Origin of the sequence: Francisella sp. 19S2-4 (assembly GCF_036281795.1) — a bacterium.
GTDB lineage: Bacteria > Pseudomonadota > Gammaproteobacteria > Francisellales > Francisellaceae > Francisella.
Map to the genome: position 1 here is coordinate 1 of NZ_JAWUZH010000009.1, position 21,993 is coordinate 21,993.

Here is a 21,993-nt window from a genome sequence, read left to right on the forward strand (position 1 = left end):
TTAAGGCTAAGTTTTTACTAAAAATAGCAAAAATATTCCTATTCATAGAAATTGAAAGATTTATTCAACAGTCTTTTCTAATTAAAACAGTAATGATTTAGTCATATTTTACAGCTATTTTTTAAATAAAATTAATTAAAATTTAATAGAAAGATCTAAAAGTCTAAGCATATCAATCAAGATAATAAAATATTTCTTGTTGAAAACTTTAAATAGAAAATTTATTTTTTTATAAAATCACAAAGATACGATATAACAATGATAAAAAATATTAATTTATATTACGTTTGTTACTTGCGTAAGAACGCCTAAAAGAAGCATCGGCATAATACCTAAGAATAATAAAACTAAACCATTTACACTTAATGCGACTAATGTTGATAAAGGAGCCTTAACTGTATGATCATTCTCAGGCTCATCAAAATACATAGTTTTAATTACTCGTACATAATAGAATGATGCAATTACTGCCATCATCAATACGAAACACGCTAAAACATAATTACCATCATTTATAAGACCCATTATAACAAATAGCTTAGCTATAAATCCGCCAAATGGAGGAATACCTGCCATCGAAAACAACACAATAAGAAATATAAATGCTAACCAAGAATTTTTTGTATTAAAACCTTTTAAGTCATTTAATGTTTGAACTTCATAACCGCCAACACTTATAGCTGTAAGAACACCAAAAGCTGCTAAAGCTGTAAACACATAAACAATTATGTAGAAACTAGCTGCTGTTAGTGCATATCCCTGTGGATCTAGTGTTGTTGCCAAAAGAACAAAACCTATTTGTGAAACTGTGGAGTAACCTAATAGTCTTTTTATATTTGTTTGAGATAAAGCAACTAAACTACCAAAGAATATTGAGAGTATACCAATTACTTTAAATAAGTACACCCAAGAGTCTTTTAATGAAGGAAAACCAACAAAAAGAATATTCACAAGCATTGCAAAAGCAGCTACTTTTGGAATAGTTGCAACAATATTTGCTACTGCATTTGGAGCACCTTGGTAAACATCTGGCAACCACATATGGAAAGGAAACGCACCAAGCTTAAACAAGAATGTTGCTATCATCATAACTAAACAAACAAGCAAGAATTTCTGCTCTAAACCAGAGAAGTTACCTTGTGCTAAAGCATGAGCTATTCCAGAAATATCTAATTGGCCAGTAATACCATATACAAATGACATTCCAAATAATAACAATGCAGAAGCTATCGCACCTAATACAAAGTACTTAATAGCAGCTTCTAAACCTTCACCTGAATTTCTATAGATAGCTATCAAAGCATACATAGGTAGTGATAGAAGTTCTAAACCAACATATATAGTTATTAAACTATGTCCTGCCGTTAGAACCATTGCGCCTAGCACACAAAGCATTAGTAAAGTATAAAAATCACCATCTGATATCTTTCTATCCCTTACATACTCTCTTGAGTATAGTGCAACAAAAAGCGATAAAATTAATATAGCAATCTGCAAAGTATATGCAAAACCACTAAATACAACTTGCCCCTCAAATACAGAACCACTTGACTGAAGTAGATAGTCTTTTGCAAATGTTGCTATAAGAGCTAGTACGGCAAACACTTGGAAAAATATATAATTTATATTTCTTATTTTCCCATGCAAGAACAGCCCAGAAAACATTACTACTATAATACCAATGGCTAGTAATATTTCTGGCAATATGTAAAGTATTGATAAACTCATAATCAAAACACCACCTTATAGAGATAAACCAACAATATTAGCCGATGCTGCAGCTGAAAGATGCAATATCGGCTCTGGATAGAAACCAAACAATAAAGTCGGCACCGCTAACAATATAAATACAAAGAACTCCATCTTATTTAAATCTGTAAGACTAGCTACCTGTTTAGATACAACTTCTCCAAAGAAAACTCTCTTATACATCCATAATGTATATATTGGAGCTATTATAAGAGTTAGACCTGCAATTAAAGCTATAAGAGGAGAGTATTGGAATACTGCCAATAGAATCATAAACTCTCCAACAAATCCACTTGTCCCAGGTAAACCAACGTTAGCCATACAGAAAAGTAAAAAGAATGTTGCAAATATTGGCATAGTTTTAGCCACGCCAGAAAAATCAGAAATCTCTCGCGTATGCATTCTTAAATATAAGTAACCAATTCCAATAAACATCCCACCAGATGAAAATGCATGAGCTATCATCTGAAATACAGCACCCTGAATAGCAAGTTGTGCATTTGTAGTTCCTAATGTAGAACCTGTATCTTTTAAAATAAAGATTGAGAATAACCCAAGAGTCACTAAACCCATATGAGAAATTGATGAATATGCAATCAGCCTTTTTACATCTGTCTGAGCTACAGCTACTATACCAACATAAACTATAGCAATTAAAGACATTATTATTAACACATACTCTAAAGAGGCAGTAACCTCTGGCAACATAGGTATTGCAAATCTTAAGAAACCATAAGCACCTAACTTAAGCATTAGCGCTGCAAGTATAACAGAACCTCCTGCAGGGGCTTCTGAGTGAGCATCAGGTAACCAAGAATGGAACGGCCACATAGGAATCTTAACAGCAAATGCTAAGAAGAATGCTCCAAAAACTAGCCACTGTGCAGTAAGAGTGAAATTAACACCATTTGCTAATGCTTGAGAATGAGTTGCCCAAGCAATAAAGTTTTGAATAGAGTAAGTATCAGTACTCACCAAAATATCTGACGGTGATCCAGCTACTCTTGTCTGTATATATAGTATCGCAGCTAATAAAAATACTGAACCAAAGAACGTATACATAAAGTACTTAACAGCAGCATATGCTTTATTTTTACCACCCCAAATACCAATACCTAGACATGTTGGAATAAGCAGTGCTTCCCAAAACACATAGAATAATATAGAGTCTGTTGCACAAAAAACACCATTAGTTAAACCACATGTTATTAAAAATATTGCCATGTATTGTCTAACTTTAGTTGTGATTGACGTCCAAGCAGCTAATACAATTACTAATGTCGCAAAAGACGTTAAAATAATGAAGAGAACTGAAAAACCATCAACTCCAAGACTATAATAAATCTCATGCTTACCAAAAACCTTAAACCATTCGATCGACTCTTGGAATTGCATAGCTGAACTACCATAGTCAAAAGATGCTACTAAAGGTACACATAATGCTAAAGTTAAACAGCTAAATACTAATGCTACCCAACGAGCAGCATCACCATTTAACTCTTTAGTTTTTGTTGCTAAGACAACGAAGCCACCAACGATTGGTAGCCAAATTATCAAACTTAATAAATAATTTCCTAAATTCATAATACAAATTTACCCCTAACTGCCTAAACTAAAATCAGCAAAATCATAAACAACAATACACCTATCATTAAAACAAATGCATAGTCAAATAGATATCCACGCTGAATCTTTCTAAAGCTATCACCTGTATGATAAATTAAGTTCGATGTACCCTGTACAACTGCTTTATCTATGACAAATATGTCTATAGCCTTCCATAAGAAATTACTAATAGCTAAGAAAATACTAACAAAAACAACATCATATAGAGCATCAATAAAGTATTTTTTGACTAATATATGATATATGACTCCAACTCCAGATTTAGTACTAGCTAAAGCTCTCGGAATACTAGGAAGCCAAATATATAACACATATGATAACACCAACGCACTAATAGCTAACCAGAAAGGTACTGTTTGAACAGAATGCTTAATAAATGTGAACGCGTTCAAAGTATCAGGCTCGTTAGCTAAATCTGCTGTCACAGACATTCCATGTAATCCAGCTTGAGTATATGAGCTTATTGTATCTCCAAATAGGCCATGAGTCTGTGATAATACACTTGTAAAGAAATACTCTCCAATAAACGCAGAAGGTATAGCCAATAGTATTAAAGGTATTAAAATGCTCAAAGAAGATTCTTTAATATGAGATCTCTCTTCATCAGACATTCTTTCTTTACCATGGAAAACCAAAAAGAACATTCTAAATATATAAAAAGAAGTTACAAAAGCACATGCCAATACCATATAGTATGCAAACTGATGACCGAATACCGTCGTTGTTTGAGCAGCCTCAATAATTAGATCCTTAGAGAAAAATCCAGAGAACGGAGGTAGTGCTGCAAGAGCCCATGCACCAATAAACATACACAAATATGTAACTGGCATATATTTTCTCAAACCACCCATTCTACGAATATCTTGCTCATGATGCATTGCAATAATAACAGATCCTGCAGCTAAGAATAGTAATGCTTTAAACATTGCGTGAGTCATTAGATGGAACATACCTATAGAAAATGCTCCTGCACCTTGTGCCACCATCATATAACCAAGTTGCGATAATGTACAATATGCAATAACTCTTTTAATATCTGTCTGTACAATGGCAATCAGACCCATGAATAAACACGTAATAGCTCCAATAATTAGTACAAAGCTTAACGCTGCTTCAGAAAGCACAAACATTGGTGAAAGTCTTGCTACCATAAATACACCAGCCGTCACCATTGTTGCAGCATGTATTAATGCTGAAATTGGTGTAGGACCTTCCATCGATCCTTCTAACCAAGAGTGTAATGGAAACTGTGCAGATTTACCCATTGCTCCAATAAATAAAAGTACGCACATTAGAGTAACAGGACTAAAGCTCATACCCAAGAAGTTTACTACTTGAGTATTATCAATATTTGGTAATGCTGCAAAAACTGTAGTATAGTCAACAGATCCCGTGTATAAAATTACAGCTCCAATACCCAATAAAAACCCTAAGTCACCTATTCTATTTACGATGAATGCTCTTAAGCTCGCTACATTAGCATTCTCTCTATTAAAATAAAAACCGATTAGTAAGTATGAGAATAAACCAACTCCCTCCCAACCGAAGAATAGAAGTAAGAAGTTATTACCCATAACTAAACACAACATAGCAAAAGTAAAGCCAGATATATAAGAGAAAAATCTTGCATACCCATCTTCGCCTTTCATATAGCCAATAGAATAAATATGTACTAGTGTTGATACAAAAGTTACAATCAGCATCATGTATACTGTAATTTTATTTACAGTAAAGCTAACATCAAAAGTAAATAGTTTTGAAATTGGTGCCCACTGATAATAGCTAACACTATAGACTTCTGAGCTACCAAATACGCCACATGCCAAAATCACACTAAGAACAAAAGAAAGTCCGCATAGAGTAATTGTGAAAAAATTAACTCCTGCATTTTTTATAGACTTACCACCAAAGCCAGCAATTATTGCTCCTAGCAATGGTGCTAAAACTATAACTGCGATTAATACAGCTGCTAGTTGATTACTTATTACCATAGCTTATTAACCTCTTAGTGTATTAAGTTTACTTAAATCAATAGTTTTGCGTTTTCTCGATATTGCAACAACAATAGCTAGACCTATCGCTGTTTCAGCAGCTGCTACAGCCATTATAAAGAATACAAAAACCCCACCCATCGCTTGATGGTGCATATTAGCAAATATCAAAAAATTAGTATTAACTGCTAAAAGCATCAATTCTATAGACATTAAAAGTATAAGAATATTTCTTCTATTTATAATAATGCCCGCAACACTAACAACAAATAAAATTGTACTAAAAATTAATCCATTTGTAACTGAAACTGAGATACTACTGCCCATCTTTCGCAACCTCTTTATTACTTGGTATTTTTACCATAGTTAGACGATCTTTCGCTCTAACTTTAACCTGTTTAGCTGGGTTAACTGCTTTATTATCTTTACGCTTCGATCTTAAAGTTAGCGTAACTGCTGCAGTCATTGCCGCTAATAATATAAAGTCTATAAGCTCAAACACATATAGATTATTATCATTAAACATCGTTGAACCTATTAACTTTAAGCCACCAACTCCACCTTGCATACTTGCTCCCACGAAAACATGCGTTACCGCATAACTAATAATTGTCGCAAATATAGCACAAACAATTACAGCAGCAAGAGCATAGAAGAATCTACCGACTCTACCCTCTTTCTCAACGTGTAAGTCTAGCATAAACACGACAAACAAGAACATTACTAGTACTGCACCAACATAGACAACTATAAGTAATAATGCTAAATATACTTGCTGTAAAATAATCCATACCGCTGCTGTAAATACGAATGTAAAGATCATCGCTATCGCAGAATTAACTGGATTATTCCCCAATACTAGCACTAAAGCAGAAATAATAGCCAATGATGCAAAAATATAAAATAAAATATCTGTCACAACCATATTTTTACCTAAAATCCTTATCTTGTAGTCTGTCAGCAGCTATTTGTGACTCATATTTATCGCCAATAGCAAGAAGTTTAGCTTTTGTCATAATATTCTCACCACGCTCTTCAAAGTGATACTCAAGAATATTTGTCTCTACAATTGAGTCAACTGGGCAAGATTCTTCACAATAGCCACAGAAGATACACTTAAATAAATCTATCTCATAACTTGATGTTCTACGTGATCCATCTTCTCTTTCTGTTGAATTAATAGTAATAGCTAAAGCAGGACAAACAACTTCACACAGTTTACATGCAATACATCTCTCTTCACCATTTTCATAACGTCTAAGAGCATGCAACCCTCTAAATCTATTAGATATAGGGGTCTTTTCATCTGGATATTGAACAGTAACCTTACGTGTAAAAAAGTGTTTACCTGTTACCTTAAGACCTTTTAAAATCTCCCACAGTAAAAAGGTTTTTAAAAAACTTGTTATATTTCTCATATCACTATCCTTTACCACCAAGGCCCTAAGCCAAATCTAACCATACAAGCAACAACTACTACCCATACAAATGTTAAAGGTATAAATATCTTCCATCCTAAACGCATAATCTGGTCATATCTATATCTAGGTAATGTAGCTCTTACCCATAAGAACATAAACATAAAGATACCAGTTTTACCAAATAACCAAATAACGCCAGGTACAAAACTGAATATATGCTCTAATGGAGTAGCTTGGAAAGGTGAGTTCCAACCACCTAAAAACATAATCGCTGTTAATATACTGATCAAAACCATATTTGCATACTCAGCTAAGAAAAATAAAGCAAATCTAGCCCCTGTATATTCTATATGAATCCCAGCAACGATTTCTGATTCTCCTTCAACAACATCAAAGGGCGCTCTATTTGTCTCACCAATACCGCTGATGAAATATACAATAAACAACGGAAACAATGGAATAAAATACCAATGCCATATTCCACCAGATTGAGCATCTATAATCCCTGTAATGCCCATAGAACCTGCCGCAATAACAACACCTACTATAGAGAAGCTCATAGCCAACTCGTATGATATAACTTGCGCACCTGCTCTCAAAGCTCCAAATAATGAATATTTATTATTTGATGCCCAACCAGCTATAAGAACTCCATATATTGAAAATGATGTCATTGCAAATATATATAGCAAGCCCAAGTTCATGTCTGATAATACCACTCCTCTTGAAAAAGGAATAACTGCCCATGCTGCATATGCTGGAGCAAAAGCCAAGATCGGTGCAATAAAGAATAAATACTTATTTGAGTTATTCGGAATAATTATTTCTTTTAAGAAAAGCTTTAAAGCATCAAAGATTGGCTGTAATAAACCAAATGAACCTACTCTATTTGGCCCAAGTCTATCTTGCATATAACCAATTACTTTTCTTTCAGCATATGTATAGTAAGCAACAACCAATATTAGAGGAATTATTATTAACAATGAATATAGCACTGTCCATAAAATATATTCTATCATATTACTTCTCCCCTTCTACCAGCTTAATATTGACACTATCTCCCAACATAAAGTCCTTAAAGAGACTTCTTGGAATCATAATATTTTTAGCCTGCAAACTAGAGTCAACAGTAACTTCAGGACTTATCTCATTATCTATATCATAAATCTTAACAGTTCCTGACTCCGCATTTAGGCCTATCTCATCAGCTAGTTCCTGAGATATTCTTACGCCTGTAAACCTTTTAGCATCTTTTGTTTGTTGTAAAGGTTCAGCCCTTCTAAGTAAACTACTAGATCCGTAAACAGGATTTGATGCTAAAAATGCTATATTCTTTTGATAGTCAAGATTAGCATTTAATATTTGAGTAACATGATTTATAGACACTCTAGCTCGGTTAGCATAAGTATCATCGGACACTTCTGATATAGAGTTATATTCAAAACCTTCCAAGCCTAAAAGATTACCAAGAACTCTCAAAATTCTCCACAACTCTTTATTTTCAGCGTAAGGTTTAACAACTTGTGTAAACTCTTTTTTATTGCCGAACATATCCACAAAGCTACCACTTGTTTCATAATGAGTCGATATTGGAATAATTATATCTGCAGTATCTTTAGTAAACTTATCTGCAAATGGTGAAAAACTAACAACAATGTCTATATTATCTAAAGCTTTTCTTAGCTTTTGTTCGCCATATAAACTATCTTTAACTAGTTCAGTATGAGCTGTTAAAAGAAGTTTAGTTTTTGTTTGACCATTCAGACACTTGTATGTACTAAAGCTTGATTTGGATGAACTAAGAATCCTATCTGCTGCAACTGAATTAACATCACTAGCTAACACACCGCCTTTAATACTTGTAACTTTCTCTAAAACATCTAATACACAAAAGACTGTTTCAAAACCATCAGAATTGACAATATCTTGTCCAATTATTATTTTTGGATTCTCTGCAGCTATTATTTTATCAGCAGCATCTCGTATTTCTGCAGCAGGATCAACCTTTCTTAGGATCTCATCCAAGTCACCATAAGGTAGATTTGCTCTCACAAAAATTGCTTTAAGCAGTGATAAAGCTATGTATTGTATATTATCAGCAGCTAATTTAACCTGTTTAATATCATAGTTAAAACTATAGTCACACACATTCCAAGCAACTGCACTAGCACTATTTTTGTTAACAGCATCCTTAATTGCCAAATTAACTAAAGGATATTCTTTTCTAATATTTGAACCAAATACTAATATAAAGTCACTATTTCTAATATCATCTAAAGAGCAGCTAAGACCCTTACCAGAGCTAACTCCTGAAATATCCGCAAACTGTCTAACACGGGCATCAATATTTTTAGATCCTACTGAAGCCAATAGTTTTTTCATTAGAAACATTTCTTCTGATGTTGAAGATTCAGACATAATAGCTGAGATAGCTTCAGCACCATCTTTTTCTTTAGTTTTCTCGATAGCAACTTTAACAAAATCAAGAGCTTCTTCCCAAGATACATTCACCCAGCTACCTGACTTCTTAATCATTGGTTGATCAATTCTTTCTTGACTATATAGTCCTGTATACTCAAATCTATCTCTATCAGCTATCCATGTCCCTGTAATTTGGCTCTCTCTAGGAACAACTCTGACTAATTTATTTTGATAAACATGTGCATTTATATCAGAAGCTAAAGCATCTCCTGATGAAACTGTAGGAAACTGTTTAAGTTCCCAAGCCCTAGCCTTAAATCTAAAAGGTTTTGATGTAAGAGCTCCAACTGGACATAAGTCAATAACGTTGCCTGACACTTCAGAGTCAACCATATCACCTAATATATAAGTACTAATAGAAGAGTGATCTCCCCTCCCCATTACACCTAATTCTTTAACTCCAGCGATCTCTTCACCAAAACGAACACAACGGGTACATAAGATACATCTTGTCATATCAGTTGCTACTAACGAGCCTAATTCAGGATCTGCAACTGCTCTTTTTGACTCGACATAATCAGAAGCTGTCTTACCATAACCCATAGCAATATCCTGAAGCTCACACTCTCCACCTTGATCACATATCGGGCAATCTAAAGGATGATTTATTAGCAAGAACTCCATCATATCTTTTTGCATCTTCAATGCGGTCTCTGAACGAGTCTTAACTTTCATTCCATCCATAATAGGAGTAGCACAAGCCGGAGATGCACGTCTAGCACCTTCAACATCGACTAAGCACATTCTACAATTAGCCGCTACAGATAATTTTTTATGATAGCAAAATCTTGGAATATAAATACCATTCTCATCCGCAACTTCTATAATCGACTGATTAGGCAAAGCTTCATAAGTTTTACCATCAATCTCTATATTTATTTTCTTGGATTCTTTATTGTCTGACACAGAAATACCTCAATCAACTATTGATCCACTATACTTTTACCATGGTTTTCAATCATATAAACAAATTCTTCTCTGAATTTATTTATATAACTTTGTACCGGCCATGCAGCTGCATCACCTAAACCACAAATACTATTACCTTCAATATTAGTTGCTACTCTTACAAGAGTATCTATATCTTCAGGCCTACCTTCTCCAGCAATAATTCTGTGTAAAGTACGAGCTAACCACCCAGTACCTTCTCTACAAGGGGTACACTGACCACAAGACTCCTCATGATAGAAATCTGCCAATCTCGCTAAAGTTCTTACCATACAAGTTGTCTCATCTAGGACTACAACAGCTCCAGAACCTAACATTGAACCTGCTTGAGCTATAGATTCATAATCCATATTAACTTGCATCATCTCATCGCCAGTTAGAATTTTAGAAGAACTTCCTCCAGGGATTACGGCTTTTAACTTATGACCATTACGAACACCGCCACACATATCTAGAAGCTCTTTAAAAGGCATACCTAAGCCAATTTCTACAACTCTTTGTTTTTCAACATGGCCAGAAACACAAAATAGTTTTGTACCGCCACTTTTTTCAGTACCTAAATTCTTAAACCACTCTCCTCCATGCTGCAATATCGCAGGCACAGAAGCATATGTTTCTGTATTATTTATATTTGTAGGCTTTCCATATAATCCCACAAATGCAGGAAATGGTGGCTTAAATCTCGGACGTCCTTTTTTACCCTCTAAAGAGTTTAAAAGAGCAGTCTCCTCACCACATATATATGCGCCAGCACCACTTGCAGAATATAAATCAAAAGAAATTCCTGATGATTTAATATTAGAACCTAAAATACCTGCTTGATATGCTTCTATAAGAGCATCTTCAAATCTTCTTATTGGCTCATAAAACTCACCTCTTGTATAGTTATATCCAGCTGTAGCCCCAACCACATAACCGGCAATAGCCATACCTTCGATAAGTTGATGAGGATTTCTTCTAAGAATCTCTCTATCCTTACAAGTTCCTGGCTCACCTTCATCTGAATTACAAACAACATATTTTTGACCAGGAGTATTACGCGGCATAAAGCTCCACTTTAACCCAGTAGGAAACCCAGCACCCCCTCTACCTCTAAGGCCAGATATTTTTAATTCTTCTATTATCTGCTCAGGAGGTATTTTTTCAGTCAATATCCTATTCCAATAAGAATAACCACCTACAGATAAATAAGACTCTAAACTATAAGACTCTTTTAAATGTAGGGTACGAAAACAAACTTCATTAGCCATCTACAACTACTCCAAAGAATCAATAAGCTGATTCACTTTTTCTATAGTCAAATTCTCATAAAAAACTTTATCCACCTCTAACATAGGCGAACCACAGCATGCACCTTGACACTCCACTTCTTTTAGAGTTATACGACCATCTTTTGTAGTCTCTCCAGGCTTAATACCAAGTTTTTTCTCGATATGCTTCAAAATATCATACGCACCATTTAGCATACATGAAACATTTGTACAAAGATTTAACTTATGCCTACCTACAGGCTTAAGATCATACATACAGTAAAATGTAGCTACTTCATAAACATCAACCTTACTAACTTGCAGGTATTCTGCCAAAGCCGTTTGCAAGTCATCAGTCAAAAAGCCACCATTCTGATCTTGCAAAATATGCAAACCTTCTAGTATAGCAGATCTTCTTTGATCTGCTGGAAACTTGCTTAAAACTCTATCGATATCTTCTCTCGCTTGTGGCGATATTAATTCTATTAAAGACATTCTTCCTCTACCTATCTACATCACCAAACACAACATCTATTGTTGAAATAATTGCTGGAGTATCAGCTAACATATGACCTGCTAACAACTCGTCCATTGCACTAATATTTGCAAATCCTGGAGCTCTCATTTTCAACCTATATGGTTTATTCGCGCCATCAGATTTTATGTATACACCAAACTCACCCTTAGGATGCTCAGTCCCAACATAAACTTCACCTTCAGGTGTACAATACCCTTCTGAAAAAAGCTTGAAATGATGAATAAGCTCTTCCATGTTATTCTTCATTGCATTTCTTCGTGGAGGAGCAACCTTATGATCACTTGAAAGAACAGGACCTGGATTGGCTCTCAACCAATCAACACACTGTTTCATGATTTTATTTGACTCACGCATCTCTGCCATTCTAACAAGATATCTGTCATAGCAATCACCATTTGCACCTATAGGTATATCAAAATCTAATTTATCATAAACCTCATATGGCTGAGCCTTTCTAATATCCCAAGCAACTCCACTGCCTCTAAGCATAGGACCCGTAAAACCAAGCTCCTTAGCTCTCTCAGCAGAAACAACTCCAATATCAACTGTTCTTTGCTTCCAAAGTCTATTGTCCGTTAAAAGAGTATCGATTTCATCAAGCGATTTCTCAAAATCAACAACAAAAGAATCTAAAAAGTCCAACATACTACCTTGTCTATTGGCATTTATCTTTTTAGTCTTTCTTTTACTAGTAAATCTAGTTTGCTTATATTGAGGCATTTGTGTTGGCAAATCTCTTGCCACACCACCTGGCCTAAAGTATGCAGCATGCATACGTGCACCAGATACAGCCTCATAGCAATCAAAAAGATCTTCTCTAACTCTAAAAGCATATAAGAAAACAGTCATTGCACCTAAATCGATTCCACATGCAGCAACCCACAAAAGATGATTAAGAATCCTTGTCATCTCAGCAAACAACACTCGAATATACTGCCCTCTTTCCGGAACCTCTAATTCAAGTAGTTTTTCTATAGCCATAACATAGGCATGCTCATTACACATCATTGATACATAATCCAACCTATCCATATAGCCTATACTTTGATTGTATGGCTTAAACTCAGCTAGCTTTTCTGTACCTCTATGCAGTAGACCCACATGAGGATCAGCTCGAACAACATTTTCACCATCAAGTTCCAAAATAAGCCTAAGAACACCATGTGCAGCTGGGTGAACTGGACCAAAATTTAACGTATAGTTCTTATACTCTGCCATTTCATAAATCCACAGTTTTATTAATTACGAATAACTCTTGGTGCATTAACCCTATCATCAATCTCTACAGGCTCATACACTACTTTTTCAAGATTCTCATCATAACGCATTTCGACATATCCAGTTTGAGGAAAGTCTTTTCTTAAAGGATGGCCAACAAAACCATAATCTGTTAACACCCTTCTTAAATCTGGGTGATTATTAAAATAAATCCCAAACATATCATAAACTTCTCTTTCCGCCCAATTAGCCGAAGGCCAAAGATCACTAACAGAATCAATTAAAATAATTTGAGCATCTTTCAATTTGCTTTTAACTCTAACTCGAACGTTATTCGCCATACTTAATAGCTGATAAATAATCTCAAACCTATTTACAACATCAGAAGTTTTAAAATCTTGTTGGCGAGCTCTTGAAAACCCCTGCTGTGATACAGCTTTTCCAACCTGCCAATCCGATTGTCCATAAGTCAAATAGTCAACAGCTGTTACATCAGTTAGCTGTTCAAAAGAGTATCCTTTTTTAAGCTTCTTAAGAACCAAGTGAATATCTCTTTGATCTTTCACAACAATCGTTATTTCATTATAAGCAATATAGCTTTTGACACCTAGACCATCCAAAACCTTATTTAAATTATCAAAATGGCCTTGTAAAGAAACGCCCACTATTACTTCCTCGCTATAGTATTTGTTCTAACAATTTTGTTTTGCAGCTGTATAATTCCATAAACTAAAGCCTCAGCAGTTGGAGGACAACCTGGAACATATATATCAACAGGAACGATCCTGTCACAACCTCTAACAACAGAATAAGAATAGTGGTAGTATCCACCACCATTAGCACATGACCCCATAGAGATCACCCATTTAGGATCCGGCATCTGATCATAAACTTGTCTTAATGCTGGAGCCATTTTATTACATAAAGTTCCTGCAACAATAAGCACATCAGACTGCCTAGGAGATGGTCTAAACACAATCCCAAACCTATCCAGATCATACCTTGCTGCTCCCGCATGCATCATCTCCACAGCACAACAAGCTAAGCCTGTCGTAACAGGCCAAAGAGATCCTGTTCGAACCCAGTTTATAAGGGCATCAGCACTTGCTGTTATAAATCCTTTATTTTCGTTACCTATTCCCATTCCAAAGCTCCTTTCTTCCAAGCATATATCAAGCCTAGAAACAGCACCACCAAAAAGACAATCATCGCCACAAAGGCATGATCTGAAATTGCTGGAACTCCTGCACTAGCTCTCAAATTTATCCCCCAGGGAATAATGAACGCCAATTCCAAGTCAAAAATCAAAAATAACACCGCAATCAGATAAAATCGTACATCTAACTTTTCTCTAGCATCGCCAAAAGTCGGGAAACCACATTCAAATGTCTCTCCTTTTGCATTGCCAGGATTGTTCGCACCAACAATAGTAGATAAAACCTTACCAACTATTGCAAAGGTAGCGCCCAACCCAAAAGCGATAATAAGAAATATCAAAATCGGAGCAAACTGTCCATAAATGTTAGCAGTCATAGCAAAATTATAAATATAATTTAAGTGTGCCAATAATAGCATAATTAGTCATCAAGTACAAAGTTAGAAGACTATTTATACAGTAGATACCTAAAGCTCAAGATCCATTACAATTTTTATTAATCTAAAACACACGCATTATTAATTTATTTTTAATAAAACACATGTAAAAACACCTGTAATTTCTATTAATCAATAATTAGATGCTAATATTTATTTGCATTAATAGCATCAATTGTGTAAGAATTTAGCATAGCAACAGTCATAAGAAGTAAAAAAATGAGTTCTAAAAATTTTGATCTAAAAAAATTTGGGTTTAAAGTCACTCAGCCTCGCTTAGAAATACTTAAGCTATTTGAAGAAAATCTAGACAAACACTTTAGTGCAGATGATGTATTCTCTGAGCTTAAGTCTCAGGGTAGTAGTACAGGTATAGCAACAGTATACAGAGTTCTTGGACAGTTTGAATCGGCAGGCATAATAAGCCGCCTTAAATTAGATGGTGATCAGGTCATGTATGAACTAAACCAAGGTGATCACCATGACCATATGATATGTATCGAATGTAATGAAATACAAGAATTTTACAATGAAGAAATAGAAAAACTACAAAAGCAAATAGTTGAATCTGTAGGTGCAGAAATAATAGATCATAACCTTAATATTTATGTCAGATGTAAATCTTGCCTTAAAAAATAATCCTCTAACAAATTTAAATAAAATTCTTATATTCTCCTCTTAGCGACAAATAAAGCCTTTTAGCAAACAATTTTAAACTACCCCCTAAAAGCTAGTATCAATCACTTGTATCTATAGGCATGAATATTATTCATTCCCATCACAAATACCAAAAAATACAGTAATACTTCTGTAAATGATATTGATTATTAGTTACATTAAATATATCATTCGCTGATAATTTATTTTTAACATTAAATTAACGCACAATGCAAATGAATCTAACTATCAAATTATTACTAATACGCACTCTATTTATTCTTATTTCTTCTTTAGGAATTGCTATCGCAGAGCAGAAGAACCAAGCAACAATTGGCTCAAACCTAAATGAGCAACAAGCCATACAAGATTTAGAGTCTAAAATAAAAAACATGAAATACCAAATACTTGTATTACAACAGCAAAAGACAAACTCTTCTGAGTCATCTAGCTTTACAACTTATAGTTCAAAAGTTAATAACAACGGTTTGAATTCATTCTTATCAAATAAAAGAGAAACATCTGAAGTTGTTAACAATATTAATGAAGATAATTCAATCATAAATTTAAGAGGAAAATCAATAGGTGGAATCTTTAGTAGCAGTGGCGGAATAAACGTTGGAAATGCACCAGCAATTACCACTCAAGGAGAAGTAACTTTCCTTGGAGCATATTCAGGTAGTAACAGCATCCCAATAGGAATGATATCTAGTAGCTTATTTGCTTCAACATTAATCGGACAACGAGGTAAATTTGATGATTATGGAATATTTTTTGGTGGCAAACTTGAGGCAGATGCCCAATCATGGTTTGGTAGTAGTGGAATATCTAATGCTAGTACGACAAAAACCTACACGCTACCACATGATGGACAGAATATTTACCTAACTGCTGCAAAATTATTCTTTTTATCAAACATTGGGCATTATGTTACCGCTCAATTTGACTTTGATACAGATGAGACTGGTGGTTTTGGACTTGGCAATGCTTTTGTGATTTTTGGTAACTTAGATACTTCGCCATTTTTTGTAACAGCTGGAAGAAATAAATTATCTGTAGGGACATTTGGTGGAGGTGGTCCTTGGACTGGCGGCACGATAAGCTTTTTAGCTCCTGGTAAAGCAACTAACGTATCTATCAATTATAAGAATAGCATACTAAATGCCAATGTGGCTGTTTTTGGATCTAACGATAATCAAGCTAACTTTTCAACAGCTATTTTCTATGCAGATAAATGGACTGATAATTTAGCAGCTGGTTTTAACACTGGCTATGTTTATAATGTAGCAGGAGCTGGTAATGGTTCTTTTAAAACATTTCTAGCAAATCAAAATGATCCTAGTGGAAAAATAGGTAGCTATAATATCAATGGTAACTTAACCTACGCTGTAGCATCAGGCTTTTTAAACATAGGTGCTGGTTGGGCAACGACTACTAATAAAGAGAACTTCGATGGTAATAATCAGAACGTTTTAGCTGGTGGATGGTATAGCGCATTGAACTACTCTTTAGTGCTAAGAGGCAGAAACACTAACTTTGGCGCATCTTATGGTCAAACATACAATGCCAAAGATATACCCATGGCTTTAACAGCATCTCCACTTTCTTTTGGGAAATCTCCAATAGGAATACAAAGACAGCTACTACTTTCTTCACAACGAGCTTACTTTGACAATAACGTACTAATGGGTTTAGAATATTCATATCAACAGCTATATAATAAAAAGCATATGAATACAATTACTCTTGACCTTTCTGTATATATATAAAATTAAAAAAAGATATTAAAATTATATCCAGTAACCATGAGCTTCAAAACGATCAATGAAATGCTGACTAAAATGTATTTTGTTCAACTGAATATTTGCCAAAAGTCTCTTATACTGACCTGCTTTAAAAATATAGTTTAAAACATAAAAGACATTACCTTTACCAACTATCTTTTCCACTTTTTTCTCAAAATCGGTAAAATCTGATTTTTCATCAATATAGTCATCAAGCACCGAACAAAGTTTATCTATAGTTTTCTCATCAGCTCTGTCAAAATACTTTGCAACTTCATAATGAAACTCATATTTACTATCATGAAAAAATGGGTAAACATTACCTTCCCATGCAGCTTTATATGCATCATCAACATAATTACTACTTAAAACATTCAACTTCATAAGATCATAGTAAAATTTATTAGTATTCATAGTTTTTCCTATTTATTTAATTCTTCTTGAACTATTTGGTTAACTTGCTTAGGATTAGCCTTGCCTTTACTTGCTTTCATAGCTTGACCAACAAAGAAGCCCATCAATTTAGTCTTACCAGCCTTAAAATCTGCTGCTTGCTGTGGGTTAGCTATTATTATATTTTGTACTAGCTCACGTATAGCTCCCTCATCAGAAACTTGTTTTAAGCCTAACTTATCAATAATAGCATCAACCAACTCAGCTGATTCGATATAACTAGCTATTACTTTCTTACCATTAGCTTGTGAAATAACATCTTTCTGTACATTACTAATAATATCTAATAAAACTTCTGCTGGAACAACCTCTGCAGAGAACTCTTTTTCAGCCCTATTTAAAGTTGATATTAAATCAACCGTTACCCAATTATACGCTGGTTTATATCCTATTACTAATGCAACCTTATCATAGTAATCTGCAATCTCAAGATTTGACAGCAAAAATTCCACCTCTTGATCTGCTAAATGTTGACGGTATACTGCCTCACGTTCCTCTGGCCTTAAAGGCATTTGTTTTTTTATACTATCAATATACTCATCTGTAATAATTAAAGGTAATAAATCAGGATCTGGGAAGTATCTATAATCAAAAGCATCTTCTTTTGCACGCATTGAACGCGTTTCATTAGCATCTGCATCATAAAGGCGAGTTTCTTGAATAACCTCTCCTCCTGATTCTAATACAGCTACTTGACGAGCATATTCATATTCAATAGCTTTATCAATAAATCTGAATGAGTTAATATTTTTTAATTCTGCTCGTGTACCAAACTCAGCTTGGCCTTCTGGTCTAATAGATAGATTCACATCACATCTAAATGAGCCTTCTTGCATATTACCATCACAAATCCCAAGATGCTTAACTAGTTGGTGTAATTTTTTTAGATACACAACAACTTCTTCAGCTGATCTAAAATCTGGATATGTCACAATCTCTAAAAGTGGGGTCCCAGCACGGTTATAATCTAAGCCAGTCTCTCCAGCCACATATCCATGAACAGATTTCCCTGCATCTTCTTCTAAATGAGCCCTCTCTATACGAATAGTTTTCTGCCCTTTTGAAGTTTCAATATCTAGCCTACCCTCTTGGACTATAGGGTTTGTTGACTGACTTATCTGATATCCTTTTGGTAAATCTGGATAAAAATAATTCTTACGTGCAAAAAAACTATTCTTTGAAATCTTTGCATCAACAGCTAAACCAAACATCGTTGCTTTGCGGATAACTTCTTTATTTACTACAGGTAAAGTTCCTGGCAAACCTAAATCTAAAAATGCTGCCTGTGTATTTTGATGTTGCCCATATTTTGTCGCAGAGGTTGAAAACAGCTTAGATTTAGTACTTAACTGAATATGAACCTCTAGTCCTATTACCATTTCCCAATTCACTATTAAATCCTCGCTTGCTCTAAAATAAATTCTTCTACATTAGTATGCTTTTGATACTGCGTTACAATCTGCGTTAAAACATTATCATTAAAAGCTCTTGCCATAAGCTGCCCACCTACAGGTAAACCATTTGCAAAGCCAATTGGGAACGATATAGCTGGCAAGCCTGAAATATTTGCCGTAATTGTATAAATATCTGACAGATATGCTGAAACAGGGTCAAGCTTATCACCTTTTTTGAAAGCTTCACTTGGTGATGCAGGCATAAATATAGCATCAACTTCAGTAAATATCTCATTAATTTGATCTGTCATTATTCTACGTAACTGCTGAGCTTTGTTGTAATATGAATCATATTGACTAGAAGCTAACACATAGTTACCTATCATGATTCTACGTTTAACCTCATCACCAAAGCCATCTGTACGTGATTTTCTGTATAATTCATCTAAATTCTTAGCTTCAGGGTTACGATAACCATATCTAACACCATCGTATCTAGCTAAATTAGCTGCAGCCTCTGCCGGAGTGATAATATAATAAGTAGATAAAGCCTCTTTCAAATCAGGTACTTTTACAGATTTAATTTCAGCTCCTAACTCTTTAAATTTTTCTAAAGTTTTTTGCACTGCTTCTTGGACTTGTGCAGGTAGATCTTTAATTAAACTTTCATCTACTCCTATTACCTTCCCAGCAATATTTTTTTCTAAATCTTTAGTAAAAAGATTCTCCTCTACTCCAACACAAGTTGAGTCAAACTCACACTCTCCAGCAATAGTATCTAGCATAATTGCAACATCTTCAGCATAGTGTCCAAATATCCCAGCCTGATCAAAAGATGATGCAAAAGAAACCATTCCAAACCTAGATGTACTACCATAAGTTGGCTTCATCGCTGTCAGACCACAGAAACTAGCAGGCTGTCTAACAGAGCCTCCTGTATCTGAGCCAGTACTAACAGGTGCAAACCCAGCAGCTACTGCAGCAGCCGAACCTCCTGATGAACCACCCGGCACTCTCTCTAAATCCCAAGGATTACTCACCGCTCCATAATAACTATGTTCATTCGTAGAGCCCATAGCAAACTCATCCATATTAAGCTTACCCAGAGTTATCATGCCTTGATCTTTACAATTTTTAGTTACCGTAGAATCATAAGGAGCAATGAAATTATCTAACATCTTTGATGCTGCTGTAGTCCTAATATCCTTAGTACAAAAAAGGTCTTTATGTAAAATAGGAATCCCTGTTAATAATCCTTGCTCACCTTCAGATATAATACGATCGGCCTCTTTAGCTTCTTTTATAGCATGCTCTTCACACAGAGTAATTACCGAATTTATTTGCTTATCCTGATCTTTTATTTTAGCTATATATTGCTTAGCTAACTCAACTGATGTTATCTCACCACTATCTAGACGAGCTCTTAATTTTTTAATATATGACATAACTAAACCTATTTAATAACCTGTGGAACCATGAAATAATCATCAACAACTTCACAGGCAAACTTATCAAAACTTGCTCTATTATCCTGATCTTGAGGAATATCTTCACGAAATTTAAAATCCATACTAATAGGTGAAACCATAGGTTCTACACCTTGAGCATCAAAATCTTTGACTGTATCTAAAATCTTACAAATATTTGTAAGATCTTGTGTATATTGCTCTAGCTGTGCATCAGTTAAGTCAAAACTAGATAGCCTAGCAATATGCTCTACTAACTTCTTATCCATTTAAAACACCTAAATAAATTATCTAAAAATACCCTAAAATTATAAGACACTCATAAAAATAAAGAAAGGCATACTAAAGTTATTTTATATTTGATGGTTGACTATTAACTTGTTCTTTAATAGTTACTGGCTTATTAACAGTCTTATTCTTATCAACTCCTATATGCAGATCCTTACTATTTAAGTTTATTGGGAAACCATTATATCTACGCCATAGCTCATATCCTAAGCTAACATTATTTAACAACACCCAACCATGAACTTTGGTACCTAATCTAAGCACATCTGGAGATGGCCAATCACGACTACCACTTTGTTTTACAAAAATTTTGAACTGGCCTTGAGCATTATTCTGTGGCGAAATAAATATAATCTCTCCTTCAAAAGTTCCTATAGCAACTTGAGGCCAACCACTAAACTGTATTGCTGGCCAACCTTCAAATTGAAGCATCACTTTATCTCCGACACTAACTAATGGAATATCCATACTGTTTAACCATAACTCAACTATTCGTGATTTACTATCTGGTACAATTGTTGCTAAAACATCTGTACTTTTTACAATAACTCCGCCAAGACCATGAATACGATCGACAATAATACCATCAGTTGGAGCTCTTACTAGACGACTTTGTTGACGTGCAATCTGAACTTTTACCTTAGCTAAATCAACATTTGCTTTAGCTAAATCTTTTGTATAATTAACCATCTCCATCTGCGCCTGCTCATAGATTCTTTGAGTACTAGCACCTTTTGTTACTAGATAGCCTTGTCTTTCAATATTCTTTTGAGCATTTTTTATTGCAAGTTTTACAGATTTTATACCTAGTTCTATTGCAGCTTTTTCATCCTCGAGTCTCGAAACAACCTCAGGATCTAAGTCTAAAACCTCAACTATTGGATCGCCTTTTTTAACTCTATCTCCTTCAAAAACATACCACTTACCTAATCTTCCACCAATAGGAGCTGAGATATTTTGCTGTCTTTCAGAGGGTGATAAAGTAGTAACATCTCCATAACCATCAACTGTCTGTTGCCATGGAATCATTCCTAAAACAATTCCTATAATAATAATACTTAATAAAACTAAAAAAATTATCTTTTTAAAACTAGGATCCTTTTTTAACATTGCGTAAGACTTTAGCTGCATTGAAA

At 34.6% G+C, this 21,993-nt stretch carries 21 protein-coding genes; 2 read left to right on the forward strand and 19 right to left on the reverse strand.

The window, feature by feature from the left end; translation table 11 throughout:
- Positions 1-276 precede the first annotated feature (276 nt).
- From R8535_RS03175 to ndhC, 14 genes are read right to left on the reverse strand one after another with little or no spacing between them, the layout of a single operon-like run.
- Positions 277-1,728, reverse strand: coding sequence for an NADH-quinone oxidoreductase subunit N (locus R8535_RS03175; RefSeq protein WP_329496505.1), 1,452 nt, complete (start codon positions 1,726-1,728; stop codon positions 277-279).
- 15 nt (positions 1,729-1,743) lie between these two features.
- Positions 1,744-3,333, reverse strand: a complete 1,590-nt coding sequence (locus R8535_RS03180) for a complex I subunit 4 family protein (protein WP_329496506.1) — start codon at positions 3,331-3,333, stop codon at positions 1,744-1,746.
- Between the two features lie 23 nt (positions 3,334-3,356).
- Complete coding sequence (gene nuoL / locus R8535_RS03185; RefSeq protein WP_329496508.1) at positions 3,357-5,366, reverse strand: NADH-quinone oxidoreductase subunit L; 2,010 nt, start codon at positions 5,364-5,366, stop codon at positions 3,357-3,359.
- A gap of 6 nt (positions 5,367-5,372) precedes the next feature.
- Complete coding sequence (gene nuoK / locus R8535_RS03190) at positions 5,373-5,693, reverse strand: NADH-quinone oxidoreductase subunit NuoK (protein ID WP_329496509.1); 321 nt, start codon at positions 5,691-5,693, stop codon at positions 5,373-5,375.
- Positions 5,683-6,291, reverse strand: a complete 609-nt coding sequence (locus R8535_RS03195; RefSeq protein ID WP_329496510.1) for an NADH-quinone oxidoreductase subunit J — start codon at positions 6,289-6,291, stop codon at positions 5,683-5,685. Before R8535_RS03195 ends, nuoK begins: the two co-directional genes overlap by 11 nt.
- Before the next feature lie 4 nt (positions 6,292-6,295).
- Positions 6,296-6,784, reverse strand: a complete 489-nt coding sequence (gene nuoI / locus R8535_RS03200; protein ID WP_329496512.1) for an NADH-quinone oxidoreductase subunit NuoI — start codon at positions 6,782-6,784, stop codon at positions 6,296-6,298.
- Between the two features lie 11 nt (positions 6,785-6,795).
- Positions 6,796-7,806 carry an NADH-quinone oxidoreductase subunit NuoH gene (gene nuoH / locus R8535_RS03205; protein WP_329496513.1) on the reverse strand — a complete coding sequence of 337 codons (1,011 nt, stop codon included), beginning with the start codon at positions 7,804-7,806 and terminating at the stop codon, positions 6,796-6,798.
- Position 7,807: 1 nt separating this feature from the next.
- Entirely contained in the window at positions 7,808-10,174 is a 2,367-nt protein-coding gene (nuoG, locus tag R8535_RS03210) for an NADH-quinone oxidoreductase subunit NuoG (RefSeq protein ID WP_329496515.1), read from the reverse strand.
- Between the two features lie 17 nt (positions 10,175-10,191).
- The gene (gene nuoF / locus R8535_RS03215; protein ID WP_329496517.1) at positions 10,192-11,466 is read right to left on the reverse strand and encodes an NADH-quinone oxidoreductase subunit NuoF; all 1,275 of its coding nucleotides are present in this window, start codon (positions 11,464-11,466) and stop codon (positions 10,192-10,194) included.
- A gap of 6 nt (positions 11,467-11,472) precedes the next feature.
- Positions 11,473-11,961, reverse strand: coding sequence for an NADH-quinone oxidoreductase subunit NuoE family protein (locus R8535_RS03220; protein ID WP_329496519.1), 489 nt, complete (start codon positions 11,959-11,961; stop codon positions 11,473-11,475).
- A 7-nt stretch (positions 11,962-11,968) separates the two neighbouring features.
- Complete coding sequence (locus R8535_RS03225; protein ID WP_329496521.1) at positions 11,969-13,222, reverse strand: NADH-quinone oxidoreductase subunit D; 1,254 nt, start codon at positions 13,220-13,222, stop codon at positions 11,969-11,971.
- 20 nt (positions 13,223-13,242) lie between these two features.
- Positions 13,243-13,887, reverse strand: coding sequence for an NADH-quinone oxidoreductase subunit C (locus R8535_RS03230; RefSeq protein ID WP_329496523.1), 645 nt, complete (start codon positions 13,885-13,887; stop codon positions 13,243-13,245).
- Positions 13,888-13,889: 2 nt separating this feature from the next.
- On the reverse strand, positions 13,890-14,366 hold the full coding sequence (locus R8535_RS03235) for a NuoB/complex I 20 kDa subunit family protein (RefSeq protein WP_329477433.1): 477 nt from the start codon (positions 14,364-14,366) through the stop codon (positions 13,890-13,892).
- On the reverse strand, positions 14,357-14,755 hold the full coding sequence (gene ndhC, locus R8535_RS03240) for an NADH-quinone oxidoreductase subunit A (protein WP_329496580.1): 399 nt from the start codon (positions 14,753-14,755) through the stop codon (positions 14,357-14,359). The genes R8535_RS03235 and ndhC overlap by 10 nt, the downstream gene beginning before the upstream one ends.
- A gap of 279 nt (positions 14,756-15,034) precedes the next feature.
- Between ndhC and R8535_RS03245 the strand changes: the two genes are divergently transcribed.
- Together R8535_RS03245 and fslE are read left to right on the forward strand one after the other, a co-directional pair.
- Positions 15,035-15,454, forward strand: coding sequence for a Fur family transcriptional regulator (locus R8535_RS03245; RefSeq protein ID WP_329496524.1), 420 nt, complete (start codon positions 15,035-15,037; stop codon positions 15,452-15,454).
- Between the two features lie 254 nt (positions 15,455-15,708).
- Complete coding sequence (fslE, locus tag R8535_RS03250) at positions 15,709-17,241, forward strand: rhizoferrin import outer membrane protein FslE (protein WP_329496582.1); 1,533 nt, start codon at positions 15,709-15,711, stop codon at positions 17,239-17,241.
- Between the two features lie 21 nt (positions 17,242-17,262).
- Here fslE and R8535_RS03255 read toward each other — a convergent pair whose 3' ends face one another.
- The 5 genes from R8535_RS03255 to R8535_RS03275 all read right to left on the reverse strand — a co-directional run bounded on the left by R8535_RS03255 (position 17,263) and on the right by R8535_RS03275 (position 21,988).
- Positions 17,263-17,670, reverse strand: a complete 408-nt coding sequence (locus tag R8535_RS03255) for a hypothetical protein (RefSeq protein WP_329496525.1) — start codon at positions 17,668-17,670, stop codon at positions 17,263-17,265.
- An 8-nt stretch (positions 17,671-17,678) separates the two neighbouring features.
- Positions 17,679-19,100 (reverse strand): Asp-tRNA(Asn)/Glu-tRNA(Gln) amidotransferase subunit GatB, encoded by a 1,422-nt coding sequence (gene gatB / locus R8535_RS03260; protein ID WP_329496526.1) that lies wholly within the window; start codon positions 19,098-19,100, stop codon positions 17,679-17,681.
- A 2-nt stretch (positions 19,101-19,102) separates the two neighbouring features.
- Complete coding sequence (gatA, locus tag R8535_RS03265) at positions 19,103-20,548, reverse strand: Asp-tRNA(Asn)/Glu-tRNA(Gln) amidotransferase subunit GatA (RefSeq protein ID WP_329496528.1); 1,446 nt, start codon at positions 20,546-20,548, stop codon at positions 19,103-19,105.
- 8 nt (positions 20,549-20,556) lie between these two features.
- Positions 20,557-20,838 (reverse strand): Asp-tRNA(Asn)/Glu-tRNA(Gln) amidotransferase subunit GatC, encoded by a 282-nt coding sequence (gatC, locus tag R8535_RS03270; RefSeq protein WP_329496529.1) that lies wholly within the window; start codon positions 20,836-20,838, stop codon positions 20,557-20,559.
- A 79-nt stretch (positions 20,839-20,917) separates the two neighbouring features.
- Positions 20,918-21,988 carry an HlyD family secretion protein gene (locus R8535_RS03275; RefSeq protein ID WP_329496530.1) on the reverse strand — a complete coding sequence of 357 codons (1,071 nt, stop codon included), beginning with the start codon at positions 21,986-21,988 and terminating at the stop codon, positions 20,918-20,920.
- Between the last annotated feature and the right edge of the window lie 5 nt (positions 21,989-21,993).

What these genes read in the sequence shown, in the direction of transcription:
- R8535_RS03175 (WP_329496505.1), bottom strand. Translation starts at nt 1,728, where the DNA reads ATGAGTTTATCAATACTTTACATATTGCCAGAAATATTACTAGCCATT.
- R8535_RS03180 (WP_329496506.1), bottom strand. Translation starts at nt 3,333, where the DNA reads ATGAATTTAGGAAATTATTTATTAAGTTTGATAATTTGGCTACCAATC.
- nuoL (WP_329496508.1), bottom strand. Translation starts at nt 5,366, where the DNA reads ATGGTAATAAGTAATCAACTAGCAGCTGTATTAATCGCAGTTATAGTT.
- nuoK (WP_329496509.1), bottom strand. Translation starts at nt 5,693, where the DNA reads ATGGGCAGTAGTATCTCAGTTTCAGTTACAAATGGATTAATTTTTAGT.
- R8535_RS03195 (WP_329496510.1), bottom strand. Translation starts at nt 6,291, where the DNA reads ATGGTTGTGACAGATATTTTATTTTATATTTTTGCATCATTGGCTATT.
- nuoI (WP_329496512.1), bottom strand. Translation starts at nt 6,784, where the DNA reads ATGAGAAATATAACAAGTTTTTTAAAAACCTTTTTACTGTGGGAGATT.
- nuoH (WP_329496513.1), bottom strand. Translation starts at nt 7,806, where the DNA reads ATGATAGAATATATTTTATGGACAGTGCTATATTCATTGTTAATAATA.
- nuoF (WP_329496517.1), bottom strand. Translation starts at nt 11,466, where the DNA reads ATGGCTAATGAAGTTTGTTTTCGTACCCTACATTTAAAAGAGTCTTAT.
- R8535_RS03220 (WP_329496519.1), bottom strand. Translation starts at nt 11,961, where the DNA reads ATGTCTTTAATAGAATTAATATCGCCACAAGCGAGAGAAGATATCGAT.
- R8535_RS03225 (WP_329496521.1), bottom strand. Translation starts at nt 13,222, where the DNA reads ATGGCAGAGTATAAGAACTATACGTTAAATTTTGGTCCAGTTCACCCA.
- R8535_RS03235 (WP_329477433.1), bottom strand. Translation starts at nt 14,366, where the DNA reads ATGGGAATAGGTAACGAAAATAAAGGATTTATAACAGCAAGTGCTGAT.
- ndhC (WP_329496580.1), bottom strand. Translation starts at nt 14,755, where the DNA reads ATGACTGCTAACATTTATGGACAGTTTGCTCCGATTTTGATATTTCTT.
- R8535_RS03245 (WP_329496524.1), top strand. Translation starts at nt 15,035, where the DNA reads ATGAGTTCTAAAAATTTTGATCTAAAAAAATTTGGGTTTAAAGTCACT.
- fslE (WP_329496582.1), top strand. Translation starts at nt 15,709, where the DNA reads ATGAATCTAACTATCAAATTATTACTAATACGCACTCTATTTATTCTT.
- R8535_RS03255 (WP_329496525.1), bottom strand. Translation starts at nt 17,670, where the DNA reads ATGAATACTAATAAATTTTACTATGATCTTATGAAGTTGAATGTTTTA.
- gatA (WP_329496528.1), bottom strand. Translation starts at nt 20,548, where the DNA reads ATGTCATATATTAAAAAATTAAGAGCTCGTCTAGATAGTGGTGAGATA.
- gatC (WP_329496529.1), bottom strand. Translation starts at nt 20,838, where the DNA reads ATGGATAAGAAGTTAGTAGAGCATATTGCTAGGCTATCTAGTTTTGAC.
- R8535_RS03275 (WP_329496530.1), bottom strand. Translation starts at nt 21,988, where the DNA reads ATGCAGCTAAAGTCTTACGCAATGTTAAAAAAGGATCCTAGTTTTAAA.